General features: G+C 56.8%; 15 protein-coding genes. 7 read left to right on the top strand and 8 right to left on the bottom strand.

The window, feature by feature from the left end:
- Positions 1 to 118 precede the first annotated feature (118 nt).
- Complete coding sequence (locus ROLI_RS19650; protein ID WP_187429388.1) at positions 119 to 691, bottom strand: hypothetical protein; 573 nt, start codon at positions 689 to 691, stop codon at positions 119 to 121.
- The gene (locus ROLI_RS23880) at positions 585 to 941 is read right to left on the bottom strand and encodes a helix-turn-helix transcriptional regulator (RefSeq protein WP_187429290.1); all 357 of its coding nucleotides are present in this window, start codon (positions 939 to 941) and stop codon (positions 585 to 587) included. The genes ROLI_RS19650 and ROLI_RS23880 overlap by 107 nt, the downstream gene beginning before the upstream one ends.
- A 699-nt stretch (positions 942 to 1640) precedes the next feature.
- Here ROLI_RS23880 and ROLI_RS19645 point away from each other — a divergent pair.
- The 3 genes from ROLI_RS19645 (at position 1641) to ROLI_RS19640 (ending at position 2729) form a co-directional block, all read left to right on the top strand.
- Positions 1641 to 1805, top strand: coding sequence for a hypothetical protein (locus tag ROLI_RS19645; RefSeq protein ID WP_187429291.1), 165 nt, complete (start codon positions 1641 to 1643; stop codon positions 1803 to 1805).
- A gap of 12 nt (positions 1806 to 1817) precedes the next feature.
- Positions 1818 to 2012 (top strand): outer membrane lipoprotein-sorting protein, encoded by a 195-nt coding sequence (locus tag ROLI_RS23875; protein ID WP_187429292.1) that lies wholly within the window; start codon positions 1818 to 1820, stop codon positions 2010 to 2012.
- A gap of 84 nt (positions 2013 to 2096) precedes the next feature.
- Positions 2097 to 2729, top strand: a complete 633-nt coding sequence (locus tag ROLI_RS19640) for an aminotransferase class IV (RefSeq protein ID WP_187429293.1) — start codon at positions 2097 to 2099, stop codon at positions 2727 to 2729.
- A 43-nt stretch (positions 2730 to 2772) separates the two neighbouring features.
- Here the strand turns inward: ROLI_RS19640 and ROLI_RS19635 are convergent, their stop codons facing one another.
- The 5 genes from ROLI_RS19635 to ROLI_RS19615 all read right to left on the bottom strand — a co-directional run bounded on the left by ROLI_RS19635 (position 2773) and on the right by ROLI_RS19615 (position 9287).
- Positions 2773 to 3498, bottom strand: a complete 726-nt coding sequence (locus ROLI_RS19635; RefSeq protein ID WP_187429294.1) for a DUF3726 domain-containing protein — start codon at positions 3496 to 3498, stop codon at positions 2773 to 2775.
- Positions 3495 to 5171: a hypothetical protein gene (locus ROLI_RS19630; RefSeq protein WP_187429295.1), complete on the bottom strand. Its 1677-nt coding sequence runs from the start codon at positions 5169 to 5171 to the stop codon at positions 3495 to 3497. Before ROLI_RS19630 ends, ROLI_RS19635 begins: the two co-directional genes overlap by 4 nt.
- Positions 5172 to 5237: 66 nt before the next feature.
- Positions 5238 to 6797, bottom strand: a complete 1560-nt coding sequence (locus ROLI_RS19625; protein WP_187429296.1) for a BCCT family transporter — start codon at positions 6795 to 6797, stop codon at positions 5238 to 5240.
- A gap of 31 nt (positions 6798 to 6828) precedes the next feature.
- Positions 6829 to 7839, bottom strand: coding sequence for a membrane dipeptidase (locus tag ROLI_RS19620; protein WP_187429297.1), 1011 nt, complete (start codon positions 7837 to 7839; stop codon positions 6829 to 6831).
- A complete protein-coding gene (locus tag ROLI_RS19615) occupies positions 7836 to 9287 on the bottom strand; it encodes an aldehyde dehydrogenase family protein (protein WP_187429298.1) in 1452 nt (483 codons plus the stop codon). Before ROLI_RS19615 ends, ROLI_RS19620 begins: the two co-directional genes overlap by 4 nt.
- Positions 9288 to 9377: 90 nt before the next feature.
- Between ROLI_RS19615 and ROLI_RS19610 the strand changes: the two genes are divergently transcribed.
- A complete protein-coding gene (locus ROLI_RS19610) occupies positions 9378 to 10247 on the top strand; it encodes a LysR family transcriptional regulator (RefSeq protein WP_187429299.1) in 870 nt (289 codons plus the stop codon).
- Between the two features lie 185 nt (positions 10248 to 10432).
- On the opposite strand, the gene ROLI_RS19605 is transcribed toward ROLI_RS19610, so the two are convergent.
- Positions 10433 to 11905: a PLP-dependent aminotransferase family protein gene (locus ROLI_RS19605; protein WP_187429300.1), complete on the bottom strand. Its 1473-nt coding sequence runs from the start codon at positions 11903 to 11905 to the stop codon at positions 10433 to 10435.
- A 157-nt stretch (positions 11906 to 12062) separates the two neighbouring features.
- Between ROLI_RS19605 and ROLI_RS19600 the strand changes: the two genes are divergently transcribed.
- From ROLI_RS19600 to ROLI_RS19590, 3 genes are all read left to right on the top strand, one after another.
- Positions 12063 to 13079, top strand: a complete 1017-nt coding sequence (locus ROLI_RS19600) for a TRAP transporter substrate-binding protein (RefSeq protein WP_187429301.1) — start codon at positions 12063 to 12065, stop codon at positions 13077 to 13079.
- Between the two features lie 63 nt (positions 13080 to 13142).
- Entirely contained in the window at positions 13143 to 13691 is a 549-nt protein-coding gene (locus ROLI_RS19595; protein ID WP_187429302.1) for a TRAP transporter small permease, read from the top strand.
- Positions 13691 to 15031, top strand: a complete 1341-nt coding sequence (locus ROLI_RS19590) for a TRAP transporter large permease (RefSeq protein WP_187429303.1) — start codon at positions 13691 to 13693, stop codon at positions 15029 to 15031. The genes ROLI_RS19595 and ROLI_RS19590 overlap by 1 nt, the downstream gene beginning before the upstream one ends.
- Positions 15032 to 15048 lie beyond the last annotated feature (17 nt).

Here is a 15048-nt window from a genome sequence, read left to right as displayed (position 1 = left end):
CCAGCGGCGAAATCGCGCTGGGAGGTGCAACCGCCGATCTGGTTGGTGATCCCGGTCACGGGGCGAACTCGAATATGCAGAACCCTTAGCCGCGGCTAGCCTCAAGTAACCTGTTTGATCACATGACATCACTGCTCGGTCTAAATGCCGTATCGCCAAGGTGCATTTGATTGGTTACGCGATCTCGGATGTATTTTGGAATTTCAGAGCAATCCAAAGGGAATGTTCCACAACCTGACAGACCGGTCCGCAGGTCGATTTCGCAGCCAAGAAAATTGTAAATGACGCGGTAACATGCGATGTCGCGAACAGTTTTTGTGGCGATCCCCATGGTCAGTCCCGAGAGGTATTTCGATGACTGCAGATCCGTTGCATAGACAACTGTTTGCCAGATGCGCGTACCGGCCAACTTCTCTTTCTCATAGATAAAAAGGCGTTCGGCATTGTAGAGTGCGACACCATCAAATTTACTGACTTTGGCCGCTTTGTCGTTGTGATCTGGATACCGCTCAAAATTTTGGGTCAGAACCGCCCCGCGATGCTCGTAGATGTGGACCAGCGCCCGCACGATCCTGTCTGGCATGTCACCTATGATGAAATACGAATAATAGTAGCCAAGAAAGGGTTTGATTTCGCGCCGTGACTGCGACCGACTGTAAACGCTGGATGAAATGAAATCTTGCGTTGGCAAGGCAGCGCCGATCGAGGGGGGGGCGCAATGCGATCAGTTCCTTGAATTCAACTGAGGGCATTAAGAGTTCAGATTCTTCAACGCCAAAGAAGTCTGATATTTTGCGAAGGCTGCTCAGTGAAGGCGAACCCTTTCCTGACAGATATTTGGTAAATTGTTGGCGTGAGATGCCAATTGACCGGCAGACATATGATACGGATGGGCAGTAGCTACATAACAGCTTGAGGTTCTCGGGCAGATGGTTTTGCATGGCCCTGCTTCCAATTTTGTAAGCAGATGTCGTCTATAGTTTGCAAATAGCGTCACATGAATGCAATGGTTTTGATTGTTTATCGATGACTTCGTTTTTACCCTCGCGGGGAGGCCGCAACGCACCACACTTGGTTCTTTGCGGCGATAAAGTCAGGGGAGACATCATGTTTATATCAGGAAGTTTTAGAGTGCTGTACGCAGCCTCTGTATCACTAGCGCTTATCACGGTAAGTGCCGTCGATGAAACGAATATCACTCTCCATCATACTTTGGCAGAATTTTTTGATCTCAAGTCGGGCTTGTTCTTGGGTTGGCACGTTTATTGACATGTCGCGTCCATAACAAAGCTGCGGTCATTTTGGTAGGCTGGTGATGCTTGCAGTGGGCGCTTTTTGAAAGTCGCTACATCCGCTGACCGACGATTTGCCCAAGATGCCTACGAAACACAGATCTCGAGATCATTCGGAAAACCCAGAATATAAGGTTGGTCGTTGCAGACCGCATAAGTGATTGGGAACCGACGAGCGTATCTCCATAAAGGCCCGCCGCCATGTGTTGCGGCATCAATGAGGCCGGACACCTGACCGCACATGATCATTGGCTCCAAGACTAACCGACGAGCTTTCAGACACGGTGAATCCACACCTCCTTCTATCTCTACATCCCCTCCACCAGCCGCCCTGTGCGGATCAGCCCGTTGCAACGCCTGGTCGGGGACGCGAATTTCGGCGATATCGGACGGTTGACGTTTAATGGCAGTTACAAGATCGTCAGCCGCTCCGCGCGTGCAGCGCCAGCCGGGCCACCCGCCAACGTCGGGTTCCGCACAGCGGGCGGTTCCATTGAAAAGCTGGAGCTTTAGGCAACCAAGCGCATGTCGACCTATGCCAAAATCCATCTTTGGGTCACATCGGATCAATTGGTCCCGGTTCGGGCAGATTATTTCCTGACCAGCGGGAAACTCCAAGAATCGGCATGGTTCTCGCGGTCCAAATCATTTTCTGGCGGCAATTTCGTGCGTATAATGGCGCTGGCAAATCCGGCCCCCCTTCAACGTGACCGTGGTTAAAACCGTTGCTGCCAAAGCCCGGAATTTTGGGCGGCGGGATTTTTCGGTGAAAGGGTTTTTCGAGATCGAAGGAAAGCACCGCTGATGACGTCACAAGCCCCACTGGAGGTGTTTGAAACACTGAGATTTGAACGCAATACCGGGCATGTTCGGCTGGAACTTCATCTTGCGCGCCTGACCAGAAGTCGCAGGTTTTTCAATCTGCGGCTGTGTGAAAATCACCTGCGTCAGGTGCTTAAGGACGCGGCACCTGATCATGCGGTCCGCGTCCGTATTTCAGTGACAGAAAACCAGGCGATACCAAAGATCGCGTATTTCGATCTGCCGGGTGACAAGGACCTTTGGAGGGTTGCGATACATAAAGACCGGGTGGATGAAACCGAGATCTGGCGGGCGCATAAAACAAACCGTCGCGAGGTTCCCGATGTCGCCCGCGTCAGCCTGCCAGCCGGGATTGATGAGTGGATATTTCTGAATACCAAGCGAGAGGTTTGTGAAGGAACCATCACAAATGTCTTTTTGCGCATGTCCGGGCAAATGTTCACGCCTCCCCTGGCGGCGGGAGCCCTTCCGGGTATTTTACGCCAGTCTTTGATCACGTCCGGGCAGGCACAAGAGCGGCGCATTTGTGAACCGGATTTGAAGGCTTCGCAAAACGCCCTTTTGATCGGGAATTCGCTCCGTGGTCTGATCCCGGTGACACGCGTTGACATGTAATGAGCCGGGGTTGCGGCGGCAAAGGGTCGTGACAGGTCTTTTGTCAATCGTTATCGCTGAGCGCGGATCCGGCCCCCGCACGCGATGCATCCGAGGCGGGAACGGTTGTGCGCATGGCAAGGGTGTTCAGGGCAATAATCGTTTCGGCGCTGATATTGGCCTTTCGGGTCAGGGCGACGGGCGCATGGGAGGGCGTTGCGGCCTTGGCCGTGAGGGTGAGTTCCAAATCGGGCGCGCAAAGCGCTTTTTCAGCTGTGCGAATATTAGCTTCACATTGCTCCAGACAAAATGCGCCACCGTCCCATGAAAGCGTAATCGCAAGGTGATCGTCCTGTGCGATACTGGCCAGAAACGGGACCAGCAGAATAGGCGCGCTGACCTTGCCGAGCTTGACGATTGCGCCGGCTGTCGGACCTTCGGGCAGGTTCGCGTAGTCGCACATCGTGGCACCAAGGATGATCGGACAAGCCGCTTGGCCCGCCGTGTTTTGCCAGATACCCGGCGTGATGGAGGGACAGAGATCGGACCAGCTGCGACCGTCCACGCGCTCCAGATGCGCGCGCAGATGTGAGGGTCCGTCAACATCATGTGACACCAGCCACGCAGCGGCAAATCCGGCTTCTTCGGCCATGCCCCAGCTCATCCCCGCCCCGCGTGCGGCCTTCATGCAGAGTGCGGCGACTTCGCTGCACGATAGGGGCGCGGAGCGCTGGTCATTGAAAACCGGCATCGACTCGCCGCGTGTCTGATCGTGGGGTTGCACGCTCATGCCGCGCCCTCCGCTCGCAGTTCATCGGGGAAGGGTGCCCCGGCAAAAAGGTTGATGCGCACCCATCGGTCGGACCTTGGATCGAACTGGCTGGCCCCGAAGAACGCCAGTTTGCACCGCAACAGATCAATCGGCAGCATATCCGCGGCGATCAGGTTGTCATGCACTTCGGCAAAGGGATGGTTCTGCGCAATCTGTGCGCGGCGCACCGCGTAGCGATTTTCGGGATGGTCCAACAGTAATGCGGCCACAGGCTTTGCCACGTCATACTGCTGCAAGGTTGCGTATAGCTCGCTCATCAGGCGGGCGATGCATAAGGGCTGTTCCAGCGTTGCGCCCTCTTCGGAGGCACGCTCTCCCAGGCGCGGCTCGAGTTTCTCCTCGGAAACATACCAGAACCGCGCGATGTTATCGGGCGTGGCGAAATCAATGGAGAGCGCCCAATTATAGTCGGTTTCCAGGATGTTCTTCAGCTCCCGAACCGACATGGCACCGTTGATGCGGAAACTGGCCGCTTCATCGGCCCCCATGTGATCGGCCAGATCGTCGATCAATGCGCCATGCGGTTCCAGCATCAGGGACAGCAGGGCCTCTTGCCCTTCATAGGTCAATGTTTCGGTTCCCCAGGTCCACAAGGCGTCCCAGGGATGGGAGGCCGCCGTGTCCCAATCGCGCAGTTTCGCCTTTATCAGGGTCAGATCACGGCGCAGATCATGCAGTTTGCGCACTTGAACCGGGTGCTGTGAATGCCAGATTTCAGCGTTTGCATGCGCTGCGTCAAGAGCGGCGTGTATCCTGCGAACGGCTGCGTCCTGCGCATCTTGCTGCGCGCGCACCCGCGCCAGAGCCTCTTCGCGCGCCATCATCCAGTTATTGAGCAAAACCGGATGGCGCACGATGAACGGTGCCATGCCAAGGCCAGTGGAATTGCCGACACCTAAGGCACGGCGGGTTTGCGGATTCAACCTGACTGCGCGCTCCCCGCTTTTGGCGGCGGCCATATGTTCCACAATATCCACGGTGAAAGCGCGAATGAGCCAGACGGTCAGCATTTCAACCTGAAACGGGGCGGCAAGTTCAGGCCGTGTCGCGATATCGGCGCGGTCAGACGCGCCGAATTTACCCGATCCATAGACGGCCGTCGTGCGCATCAGATAGCCAACGGCCGCGATTTCATCCGGGTCAGGCTGTTTGCCCTGCGACAAGGCATCGACCACATGGTCAAAAAGGCGCACGGAGCGGTTGGCACGTGCAAGTGTCAGCTCCGCCGGGCTGATCCGACCGGCTTCCTGATAGGGTACGTTATCGGCCAGGCGCGCGATGTCTTCGGGCGTCGGATCGCCGTCAAACAGGGTAAAGGTGGCGTCCCAGGCGGTGGCGATCACCCGATCCGAGCGCATTTCATCGGGCAGGTCATGCGCAAAGGCGACAAGGCTATAGGTCCGCTCGGGGCCTTTGACACGGTAAACACCGTGACCGACACCTTTGGCATCGACCTTCCAGACAGGGCGGTCAATCTGCCAATTGCCGCGGCTCAGGCGGCGCAGGAGAACCCGCAGAAACGACAACCGCGTAGGGTGGCCACTTCCCATCCGGCTCAGGCGCATGACCTCATGGGCAGGACGACGATAGGGTGCCGTATCAGGCGACCGTTTCTTCTCGATTGTAGACATCGTAGTTCCTCCCAAAATTGCTGTTCGCATGGATGTGGCGCAGTAAAATGCGCCACATCCTATTTATCAAGCCTGTGCTTTCTGCGGTATGCGGCCCAGCATCCATGTGATCCGCAGCGCATCCCAAAGCGAGGGGAGCAGGATCAGTGATACCGGTACGGCGGTGACGACAATGAAGCTTTGCAGCTTGCCGATACCACCTGACCCGGTTGAGATCAGGATCAAGGCCATGACGCCCATCGCCAGACCCCAGAAGGCGCGCATGGCGGTGGAGGGCTCACCCTCACACATCGTTGTGGAGATGACATAGCTCATCGAGTCGCTGGTCGTGGCGACAAAGCACATCGTCAGGACAAGGAACAGCACCGACAGCAGCATTCCCAAGGGCATCGCCTGTGTGATCGCCAACAGGCCAGCGGGCAGGTTGAACCCTTCAAAAGGGCCGGAAATGATGCCGGGCTCTGCGATCTCGAAAAAGATGCCCGAACCGCCGATGATCGTGAACCAGAAGTTGGTGATCAGCGGTGCGACGACCGACAGCGTCAGGATGATCTGACGGATCGAACGACCCCGGCTGATGCGCGCGATGAAGATCGCCATCAGGGGACCATACCCCATGAACCAGCCCCAGAAGAACACGGTCCACCAGCCAAGCCAGCCCGGATCGCCGAACAGGCCTGCTTCGCCACGATACATCGCCAGTTCATAGAAATGCGACAGGTACAGCTGCATGCCGCCAAAGAAACCCGCGAAAATATTGAGGGTTGGCCCGGCAAACAGCATGAACACCAACAAGGCGACGGCAAGGATCACGTTGATCTGTGACAGCACCTTGATCCCCTTGGCCAGCCCGGTGATCGCAGAGATCGTATAGATCCCGACGAGCGCCAGAATGGCGATGGCCTGGGTGGTGAAATTATCGGGAATTCCCGTCAGCGCGTTGAGGCCGTAAGACATTTGAAGCCCGAGAAACCCGATTGGGCCCACGGTGCCGGCAACAACGGCGATGATGCAGGATGCATCGGCGATCAGGCCGATGGGCCCGTGCAACGCGCGCTCCCCGAACAATGGATAGAGCAGGGTGCGTGGGGCCAGCGGCAGGCCCATGTCATAGTGGTAATGCATCAGCATCACGGTGGTCAGCGACCCCAGAATAGCCCATGCCAGAAAGCCCCAGTGCAAGAAGCTCTGGGCCAATGCCGCATTGGCACGCGCGGTGGTATCACCGCTCAGATCGCCAAATACCGGCGGGGTCGAGAGGAAATGCGCAATCGGCTCGCCTGCGGCCCAGAAGACACCACCGCCTGCAAGCAGGGTACACATGATCATCGAGGCCCAGCTGAAGGTCTTGAATTCAGGCGTGCTCAGCCCGCCCATCAGGGTCTTGCTGCCTGGCAAAACACAGAGCACCAGCCCGATCAGGAAGGTCGCGAGCAGCAGGACCTGCCAGTAGAGGCCAAAGTATTTTGCCGAGAACGCAAAGCTGCTGTCGACCAATCCCGACAGACCCTCGATGTCAAAGAACGCATAGGCGCAGAACAAGGCGATAAAACCGCCTGTGATCGCAAAAAGCGCCTTGTCTGTAGTGCCGGACGCATGGTTCGTGGTCTTGCGCGTATCGCTCATTATTATTCCTCCCTAAGCGATGATACGCGGCTTATTCAGCCGCGTTTCGAATCTTCTTGGACACATCTTGCGCCCCGAAACTCTTGTCGAAAAAGGCCAACCAATTGTCGCCCATAATGCCGTTCGCCGTGGCTTCATCGAGGCCAACAGCGCGCAGGCCCGCACGGATAGCGGCCAGATCGCGGTTATCGTGAAACCAGTCGGGCATCGCGGGGAAACCCGCGTTGTCCGCGCTGCCTTCGCCATAGTCGATGGCTTTGGTCCAGCGGCCAACCCGCATCCATTCAACAATGCTATCGGGCTGATCCTGGCACAGGTCCGTGCCGATCCCGACGTTTTGTGACCCCATCAGATCAACGGCCAAAGCCGCCATCTCGCACCATGACTGCAACGTGCAACCGCCGCCGTCTTTAAGGTGATGCGGATAGGCCGACAGACCCAGAAATCCGCCACTTTTCCCCAAAGCCCGCAAAAGCGCATCGGATTTATTGCGCCGCGCTGCGTGCCAACTGGCGGGGTTGGCGTGAGAGATGGTGATGGGCCGCGTCGAGTGCTCGATCGCTTCAAAGGTTGAGCGCTCACCAGAATGGCTCATGTCAACCACGAGACCCACACGGTTCATCTCCGCGACAACTTGACGGCCCATGCGGGTCAAGCCGGTGTCCTCGTCCTCATAACATCCCGACGCGAGCAAAGATTGATTGTTATACGTCAGCTGCATGAACCGCAGGCCAAGCGTATGCATCACCTCGACCAGGCCGATGTCATCCTCGATGCAGGAGGGGTTTTGCGAGCCAAAGAAGATCGCCGTACGCCCGGTGTCGCGCGCAAGTTGCACATCCGCAGCCGTGCGACCCTGAAAGATCACGTCGGGGTGTTGTTCAAACCAGCGGTTCCACTTTTCGATGATCAAGACGGTTTCGCGAAAGGTTTCGTGATAGGTGATGGTCACATGGACCGCGTCCACGCCCCCTGCGCGCATCTGGCGAAAGATCTTTTCGGACCAGTTGGCGTATTGCAACCCATCAATCAAAAAGCTCATAGCGGCTCTCCTGCGGCCACATAGGCGGTTTTTACAGTGGTGTAGAATTCAGCCGCATAGCTGCCCTGTTCACGCGGACCAAAGCTGGACGCACCACGCCCGCCAAAGGGCACGTGGTAATCCGTCCCTGCTGTGGGCAGGTTCACCATGACGCAGCCGGCGCGCATGTTGGCGCGGAAATGGCTGGCGCGGGCAAGCGAGCGCGTCATGATACCAGCGGTCAGGCCGAATTGCGTATCATTGGCGACGGACAGCGCCTCTTCATAGCTGTCCACGCGTTGCACGGCGGTGATGGGCGCGAACATCTCTTCGCGGTTGATCCGCATGTCGTTGCGGGTGTTCGCAAACACGGCAGGGGCCATGTAATACCCCTGTGTCGCCCGCTCCAAACGATCACCGCCACAGAGCAATTCCGCGCCCTCATCCTTGCCAATGCCGACATATTCCAGGTTCTGGTTCAGCTGGCTTTCGCTGACGACGGGGCCAAGTTGCGTGCCTGCTTCAAGGGCGTGACCGACCTTCATCGCTTTGGCCGCTGCGACCAGTTTCTCAACGAAGGCATCATGTAGCTTGCTGTGCACGATCAGACGGCTGGCTGCGGTGCATTTCTGACCTGTGCCGCCAAAGGCAGAGCCAGCAGCATGCATCACGGCCAGATCAAGATCCGCATCATCCATGACGATCAGGGGGTTCTTGGACCCCATCTCCATTTGCACCTTGGTCATATTTTGCACAGCCGCAGCGGCAATGCCGCGTCCGACAGGCACGGAGCCGGTAAAGCTGATCGCATCGACCTGCGCGCTTTCCACAAGACGCTGACCGACCTCGCGACCCGGACCTGCAACCAGGTTGAACAGCCCTTTTGGAATGTCCTGCTTTGCGATGATTTCCGTCAGGGCGATTGCGCTTGTGGGCGTCACATTTGCGGGCTTCCAGACCACCGCGTTGCCAAAGGCAAGTGCGGGCGCGATTTTCCATGCGGGCGTGGCCACCGGGAAGTTCCAGGGGGAGATGATCGCCACGACGCCAACCGCTTCACGGCGCACGTCGATCTCGATGCCGGGGCGCACGCTTTCTGCCAGATCACCCTGCTGGCGCAACACTTCACTGGCGAAATAGGTAAAGAACTGCCCCGCGCGGTACACCTCTCCTTTGCCTTCGGCGATTGGTTTGCCTTCTTCGCGCGACAATATGCGTCCGATCTCTTCGGCGCGCGCCATCAATTCGGTGCCGATCGCCATCAGCACATCGTGCCGTTTCTGGATGCCAGCGGCCCACCATTGGGGCTGCGCGCGTCGGGCGGCGGATAATGCCGCGTCCAATTGCGCCGCGTCGGCCTGCGCATACATGCCAATCAGGTCTGCTGTATCGGATGGGTTGCGATTTTCGATCTGCGTGGCACCATCTTCCCATGCGCCATTAATAAAAAGGTGTGTACGATCGGTCATGGCAGTCTCCTGTTTGTTTGGAGACCATCTAGACGATTAAAGTGAATTCAGTCATTCTGAATAAATTGAACTTATCTTTAGGAGTTCTGAATGTCGATCAAGCTCGAGATGTTGAGAACATTTTCAGTGGCGGCCCAACAGGGCACGCTGGCGGGGGCGGCTGCTGTCCTTGGGCGGACGCCATCGGCGGTCTCGATGATGCTGTCGCAGCTGGAAGATGACATTGGCGCGCCGCTCTTTGCAACGGATCGCAAAAGCCGACTGACCCCGCTGGGACATCTCGTTCTGGAAGAGAGCCTGCGTGCCACTGACGTCTTTGACAAAAGCGTTGACGCAATCCGTCGTCATGTGATGTCCACCGCGGGCATCGTGCGGATTGCGGCGGTGCCTTCCGCGACGGTTGCAATTATACCGGATGTGATCGCCGCGTTTCGTGTCGATCATCCGGATGTTCGCATCGAAATAAGCGATGTGGACACTGCCGCAGTGCGCCGCCGTATTCAGCGCGACGAAGCCGATATCGGCATTCTATCCGCCGCGCCGGGTCACCTGTTGGAAGGCGAACTTATCCGCTCTGATGATCTGGGTATTGTATGCGCGGAAGGCGGTCCAATTCATGCGGCGCATTTGGAATCCGTGGGGACATCCGATTGGGCGTTACTGCGCCTGGAACCTTTGATCAGCAATCCGCTTTGTGAATTGGTGGATGATACTGTTGTGAACGATCTGCTTCTGGCCAGCACATTGGAGGCGCGCAACACGACGGCCATCCTATCCTTTGTGAGGCGCGGTTTCGGGGCCAGCATTTTGCCATTCGACGCGGTCAGGAACCAACCCGATGGGGTGGAGTTTTTCGTACCGAGCCGATCAATTCAGCAGCGGGAATTGCGCAAGATCAAGCAAGACAAAGAGCTTGTGCGGGGCCCGGTTTTCAGATTCTGGTCGCTCCTGTCCGGTTAACAAGGAAGGTATTGGCGACAGAAAGGGCCGTTTGCGGGAATGTCTGCCCCCCGCAGTGGCCAACGCCATGACCAGACGTACCTTGACCATATTTTGGCAAGCCTCGGATCAGGCCAGATGCAGGTAGAAAATCCTCAAAACGGCCCCCCGCGCGCTCCGATCCCTGTATCGCACATGGCCGGTGTTCAGCCCCGCCCAACCCTGTGTGAAATCCGTCGAACACCCTCTGCAATCCTGTCAACGGGGATCGACGAATAGCCGAGCCTGACAAATTGTTTGGGATGATCGGTGCCGCTAAAGAAGGGGGCACCGGGTTCGATCACAACACCGTCGGCCAAAAGATCCCTGGCCAGAATTTCGGTATCAATCCCATCCGGTGCTTTGATCCACAGGCTTGTACCTCCGAACCGCGCCGCGCCGGCCATTTCCAGCTCTGTTTCTTCAAGCGCAGCAATGAGTGCTGTACGGCGCTTCGCAAATTCTCTGCGCATATCACGGATCAGCAGATCGTAATGGCCCTGTGCCAGGAAATAGGCTGCGGTACGTTGCAATTGCCCCGGGGGATGGCGCAGCATCATCGACCGTAATTCGCGTGCTTCGGCGATCACCGGCGCGGGACCGACGAGATAACCGAGCCGCAATCCGGGAAAAAGTGCTTTGGAAAAGCTGCCCGCATAAAGGACGCGCTGATCCTTATCGATGGCTTTGAGGGCGGGGCTTGGTGGTTCGATAAAGCTCATCTCGAACTCATAGTCGTCTTCGATCACGACGAAATCCTGAGCTTGCGCCTGCTCCAGCAGCTCGATGCGACGCGCCCGTGACATTGTGGCACCGGTGGGCGCGTGATGGCTGGGTGTTACGAAAACCGCCTGGGTCCCTTTGGGTATCTTCTCGGGCGGTAGCCCATGTTCATCGACATCGACTGTGGTGACGTCGGCACCGCACCACCGCAAGGCCTGCAGCGTATCGGGATAGCCCGGATTTTCGCAGACCGCCCGCAAGGGGCCGCGGGTGAGAAGTTCAACCACAAGCCAGATCGCGTTTTGCGCCCCCACCGTAATCAAGACCTGGTCAGGATGGGCCGCGATCCCGCGCCGCGGCAGCATTCTGGAAAGGACGTAGTTCACGAGCAGAGGGTCATCTGTCGCATCATTGCTCGCCATCAAATCAAAATCGCGCTTTCCCATCGCCTGACGCGCACATTCCCGCCAATCGGAGTGTTTGAAAATGGTACTATCCATCTCGCCATAAACAAACGGATAGGGCAGGGAGCGCCAGTCTTTGGGTTTGGAAATCCGCCGCCGCGATGTGAGGTTCTCTGACAACACATCTTTCCACACATCGCTGTTTCCGATCGCCTCTATCGCGTCCCCAACGGGTAGACGGGGTATCGCACCGGTGTCGGCGACGAGATAACCGCTGCGGCTCTGGGTCTCCAGATACCCTTGATCGACCAGCTCCTGATAAGCCAAGGTGACAGTCATCCGGGCCACGCCAAGATGTTGCGAGAGCCTGCGCGATGAGGGCATCAAGGCACCGGGCATGGCCTGCTTGGACAGGATCGACGCGATCACGGTCTCGCGGATTTGTGTCTGTAACGGGCGCTTTGAAGCGCGGTCGAGGAAAAAGACGTCTGCTGCGATGCGAATTTTGGCCATTGCATAAGTTTTGGGTAAAGCTGGTCTAAGTCAATAGAAAATCTGGCCCTAACGCATGGTTAACGAATCCTCTTATCGCTCGGCCAGCTTGGGGGTGGATGACAAGCATTCCCTACAAGCAGAGCGCTGCGGCGCCGAAAAACATTGGGAGAACTTTATGTCATATTTTTCACGATTCATGGCGTCAACGGCCGTCGCGCTGAGCGTCACGATCATGAGCGTCGGCATGGCTGATGCAAAAAACTTCAAAATTGCGGTTGGCGATAGCGGCGGCAGCAGCCAAGAAGCGACCGGCCTGGGCTTCGTCTCTGCGCTTGAAGAGCTGTCTGGTGGCAAACACACCGCAACATTGTTCCTGAACGGCCAGCTTGGCTCCGAGCAGGACACTGTCAACGAAGCCGCCATCGGCACGCTCGACATGTCCATCCTCGCGATCAACAACGTCACGCCGTTTTCGCCCACGGTTGGTGTTTTCTCGCTGCCCTACGTCATCCTGAGCCTTGAAGATGCGGAAAAGCTGACCCAGGGTCCGATTGGCGCGGAATTGACCGAGAACACAATCAACGACGCTGGCGTGCGCATCATCGCCTGGACATACACAGGTTTCCGGGTTCTGACGAACTCCAAAAAGCCCGTTAAATCGGTCGCCGACCTTCAGGGTCTGGTCATTCGCGTTCCCAAGAACGAAATCATGATCGACACCTATAAGGCCTGGGGCATCAGCCCGACACCGATGGCGTGGTCCGAGACCTTTGCGGGTCTGCAAACCGGCGTTGTTGACGGTCAGGACAACCCCTATACCACGATCAACGCGATGAAATTCTATGAGGTACAAAAGTACGTCACGAACATCCGTTATATCTTTTCGATTGAGCCGCTGATCATCTCCGAGCAGGTTTTCCAAGAACTCTCCGCCGAAGATCAACAGATCATTCTGGACGCTGGGAAAGCTGCGACCGCCGCCTCTGCACAGTTCCTGCGCGACAAGGAAGCGGAAATCAAACAGATCCTGCTGGATGAAGGCATGGAGATCTCTGACCCGGAAAACAACGAAGAAGAGTTCATCAAACTGGCGACCGAAGCGGTTTGGCCGAAGTTCTATGACAGCATCGGCGGCATCGAAAAGATGAACGCTGTTTTGGCTGAAATCGGACGTGACCCGGTCTCGCAATAAGTCGCAACACAAGATATCGGGAGGCGCCAACCGGCGCTTCCCTTGATCGAAAGGGAGGGGCTCATGACAAAATTCTGGTATGTGATCGATAACATCGAGAGCTACATCTGCCGCACATTGCTCGCGATATTCGTGTGCTTGTTGTTCTTGCAGGTGATCGTTCGCACGTTGTTCGATTTTTCGTTTTCATGGGTCGAGGAACTGTCGATCTACATGTTCGTCTGGTTCGTGTTCTTTGGCGCCAGCTACGCCGCCAAAAAGGGTGCGCATAACCGGGTAACGTTCCAATTCAAGTTCCTGCCGAACGGTTACATCAAATATATCGAGGCCTTTGCCGATCTGTTCTGGGTCTTTTTCAACGTCTATTTCGTCTATCTGTCGATCGACTTTATCTTTAATAAAATGAACCGGTTCCAGTCCTCCCAAACCATGGGCTTCCACCTCAGCTGGGTCTATATCGTTTTGCCGATCGCCTTTTCACTGATGACGTTCCGCGTGCTGCAAGTGAATTACAAGAAGATCGTTCTGGGCGAAGATCTGCGCGACCCTGACGCCATTGATCTGGAAGAAATCCGCGCCGAAACCGCAAATCCCGAACAGGAGAAGAAGTAATGGAATCTCAAATCATCCTCATCCTGTTTGGTGGGTTTCTGCTGTTGATGGCCATCGGGGCGCCGATTACGGTTGCCCTTGGTGTCTCCACACTGCTCTCCTTTCTCTATCTCGGCGAAAACCCGATCAAGTTTGTGCAAATCGCTTTCACTTCGGTGGGATCGTTCCCGTTGATGGCGCTGCCTGCCTTCATCCTCGCAGGGGCGCTGATGGAGGCTGCCGGGCTGTCGCGGCGTCTGATCAACGTGGCCGAAAGCTTTGCCGGACCCTTCACGGGCGGTATGTCGGCGGCGACGGTTTTTGCCTGCCTCTTCTTTGGTGCGATCTCAGGCTCGGGTCCGGCGACCACAGCGGCTGTCGGCATGTTGATGATCCCCGCCATGATCCAGCGCGGGTATGGGCGCAGCTATGCCTCTGCCATCACGGCGTCCTCGGGGGGCTTAGGCATCGTCATCCCGCCGTCGATCCCGCTCATCATCTTCGGCATCGCGGCACTCGGTATGCCCGCCCCGCCCGCCGCTGTGGAGGAATTCGGCCAGTTTCAGACCGTTTCGATCCCCAAGCTGTTCATCGCAGGCTTCATGCCCGCCTTCCTGATCGCGGGTAGCTTGCTGCTGATGAACTACATCCTTGCCAAAAAACATGGCTACAAAGGATCCTCCGAAGGCTGGTCCGCCCGTTTGATCTGGTGTGAACTCTATCGGGGTTTCTGGGCACTGATGGCACCGGTGGTGATCCTTGGTGGTATCTATTCGGGTTTCTTCACGCCGACCGAGGCCGCCATCGTGGCGATCTTCTACACCTTGCTTGTCGGGGCCTTCATCTACCGCGAACTCAGCTGGAGCAAACTGTTCACAGCGCTTGAAACCACGACATGGCTCACCGGCCGCGTCTTGCTGATCATGTTCACCGCAACCGTGTTCGGACGGCTTCTGGTGGAAAACCAAATCCCCGCCGTGATCGCCGATGGCATGCTGTCGGTTACAAGCAACATCTATATCATCTGGGCGCTGGTGATCTTCTTTTTGCTCTTCGTGGGCATGTTCATGGAGACGCTGGCCACCATTCTGATTCTGGTGCCGGTGATGTTGCCCGTGGCCTATAGCGTCGGCATTGACCCGATCCATTTCGGTGTGGTGATGGTCTGTTGCCTGGGGATCGGTTTTCAAACGCCACCCTTGGGCGAGAACCTGTTCATCGCATCGGGCATATCGAATATCTCGATTGAGAAGATTTCCGTGGCGGCCCTGCCGTTCGCCTTCATCAACACAATCGCGATTTTCATCATCGCCTACGTCCCCGAAATTTCGCTCTGGCTGCCTCGGCTGCTGGGTTATTGATCACAGGTTGCAAAGGA

Origin of the sequence: Roseobacter fucihabitans, assembly GCF_014337925.2 — a bacterium.
Lineage (GTDB): Bacteria > Pseudomonadota > Alphaproteobacteria > Rhodobacterales > Rhodobacteraceae > Roseobacter > Roseobacter fucihabitans.
The sequence above is the reverse complement of the archived record's forward strand: the minus strand, read 5'-3'. Positions and strand labels throughout refer to the sequence as shown.

Excerpts from the sequence above, each read along its gene's own strand:
- ROLI_RS23880 (WP_187429290.1), bottom strand. The coding sequence starts at position 941 with ATGCAAAACCATCTGCCCGAGAACCTCAAGCTGTTATGTAGCTACTGC.
- ROLI_RS23875 (WP_187429292.1), top strand. The coding sequence starts at position 1,818 with ATGTCGACCTATGCCAAAATCCATCTTTGGGTCACATCGGATCAATTG.
- ROLI_RS19640 (WP_187429293.1), top strand. The coding sequence starts at position 2,097 with ATGACGTCACAAGCCCCACTGGAGGTGTTTGAAACACTGAGATTTGAA.
- ROLI_RS19635 (WP_187429294.1), bottom strand. The coding sequence starts at position 3,498 with ATGAGCGTGCAACCCCACGATCAGACACGCGGCGAGTCGATGCCGGTT.
- ROLI_RS19630 (WP_187429295.1), bottom strand. The coding sequence starts at position 5,171 with ATGTCTACAATCGAGAAGAAACGGTCGCCTGATACGGCACCCTATCGT.
- ROLI_RS19625 (WP_187429296.1), bottom strand. The coding sequence starts at position 6,797 with ATGAGCGATACGCGCAAGACCACGAACCATGCGTCCGGCACTACAGAC.
- ROLI_RS19620 (WP_187429297.1), bottom strand. The coding sequence starts at position 7,839 with ATGAGCTTTTTGATTGATGGGTTGCAATACGCCAACTGGTCCGAAAAG.
- ROLI_RS19615 (WP_187429298.1), bottom strand. The coding sequence starts at position 9,287 with ATGACCGATCGTACACACCTTTTTATTAATGGCGCATGGGAAGATGGT.
- ROLI_RS19610 (WP_187429299.1), top strand. The coding sequence starts at position 9,378 with ATGTCGATCAAGCTCGAGATGTTGAGAACATTTTCAGTGGCGGCCCAA.
- ROLI_RS19605 (WP_187429300.1), bottom strand. The coding sequence starts at position 11,905 with ATGGCCAAAATTCGCATCGCAGCAGACGTCTTTTTCCTCGACCGCGCT.
- ROLI_RS19600 (WP_187429301.1), top strand. The coding sequence starts at position 12,063 with ATGTCATATTTTTCACGATTCATGGCGTCAACGGCCGTCGCGCTGAGC.
- ROLI_RS19595 (WP_187429302.1), top strand. The coding sequence starts at position 13,143 with ATGACAAAATTCTGGTATGTGATCGATAACATCGAGAGCTACATCTGC.
- ROLI_RS19590 (WP_187429303.1), top strand. The coding sequence starts at position 13,691 with ATGGAATCTCAAATCATCCTCATCCTGTTTGGTGGGTTTCTGCTGTTG.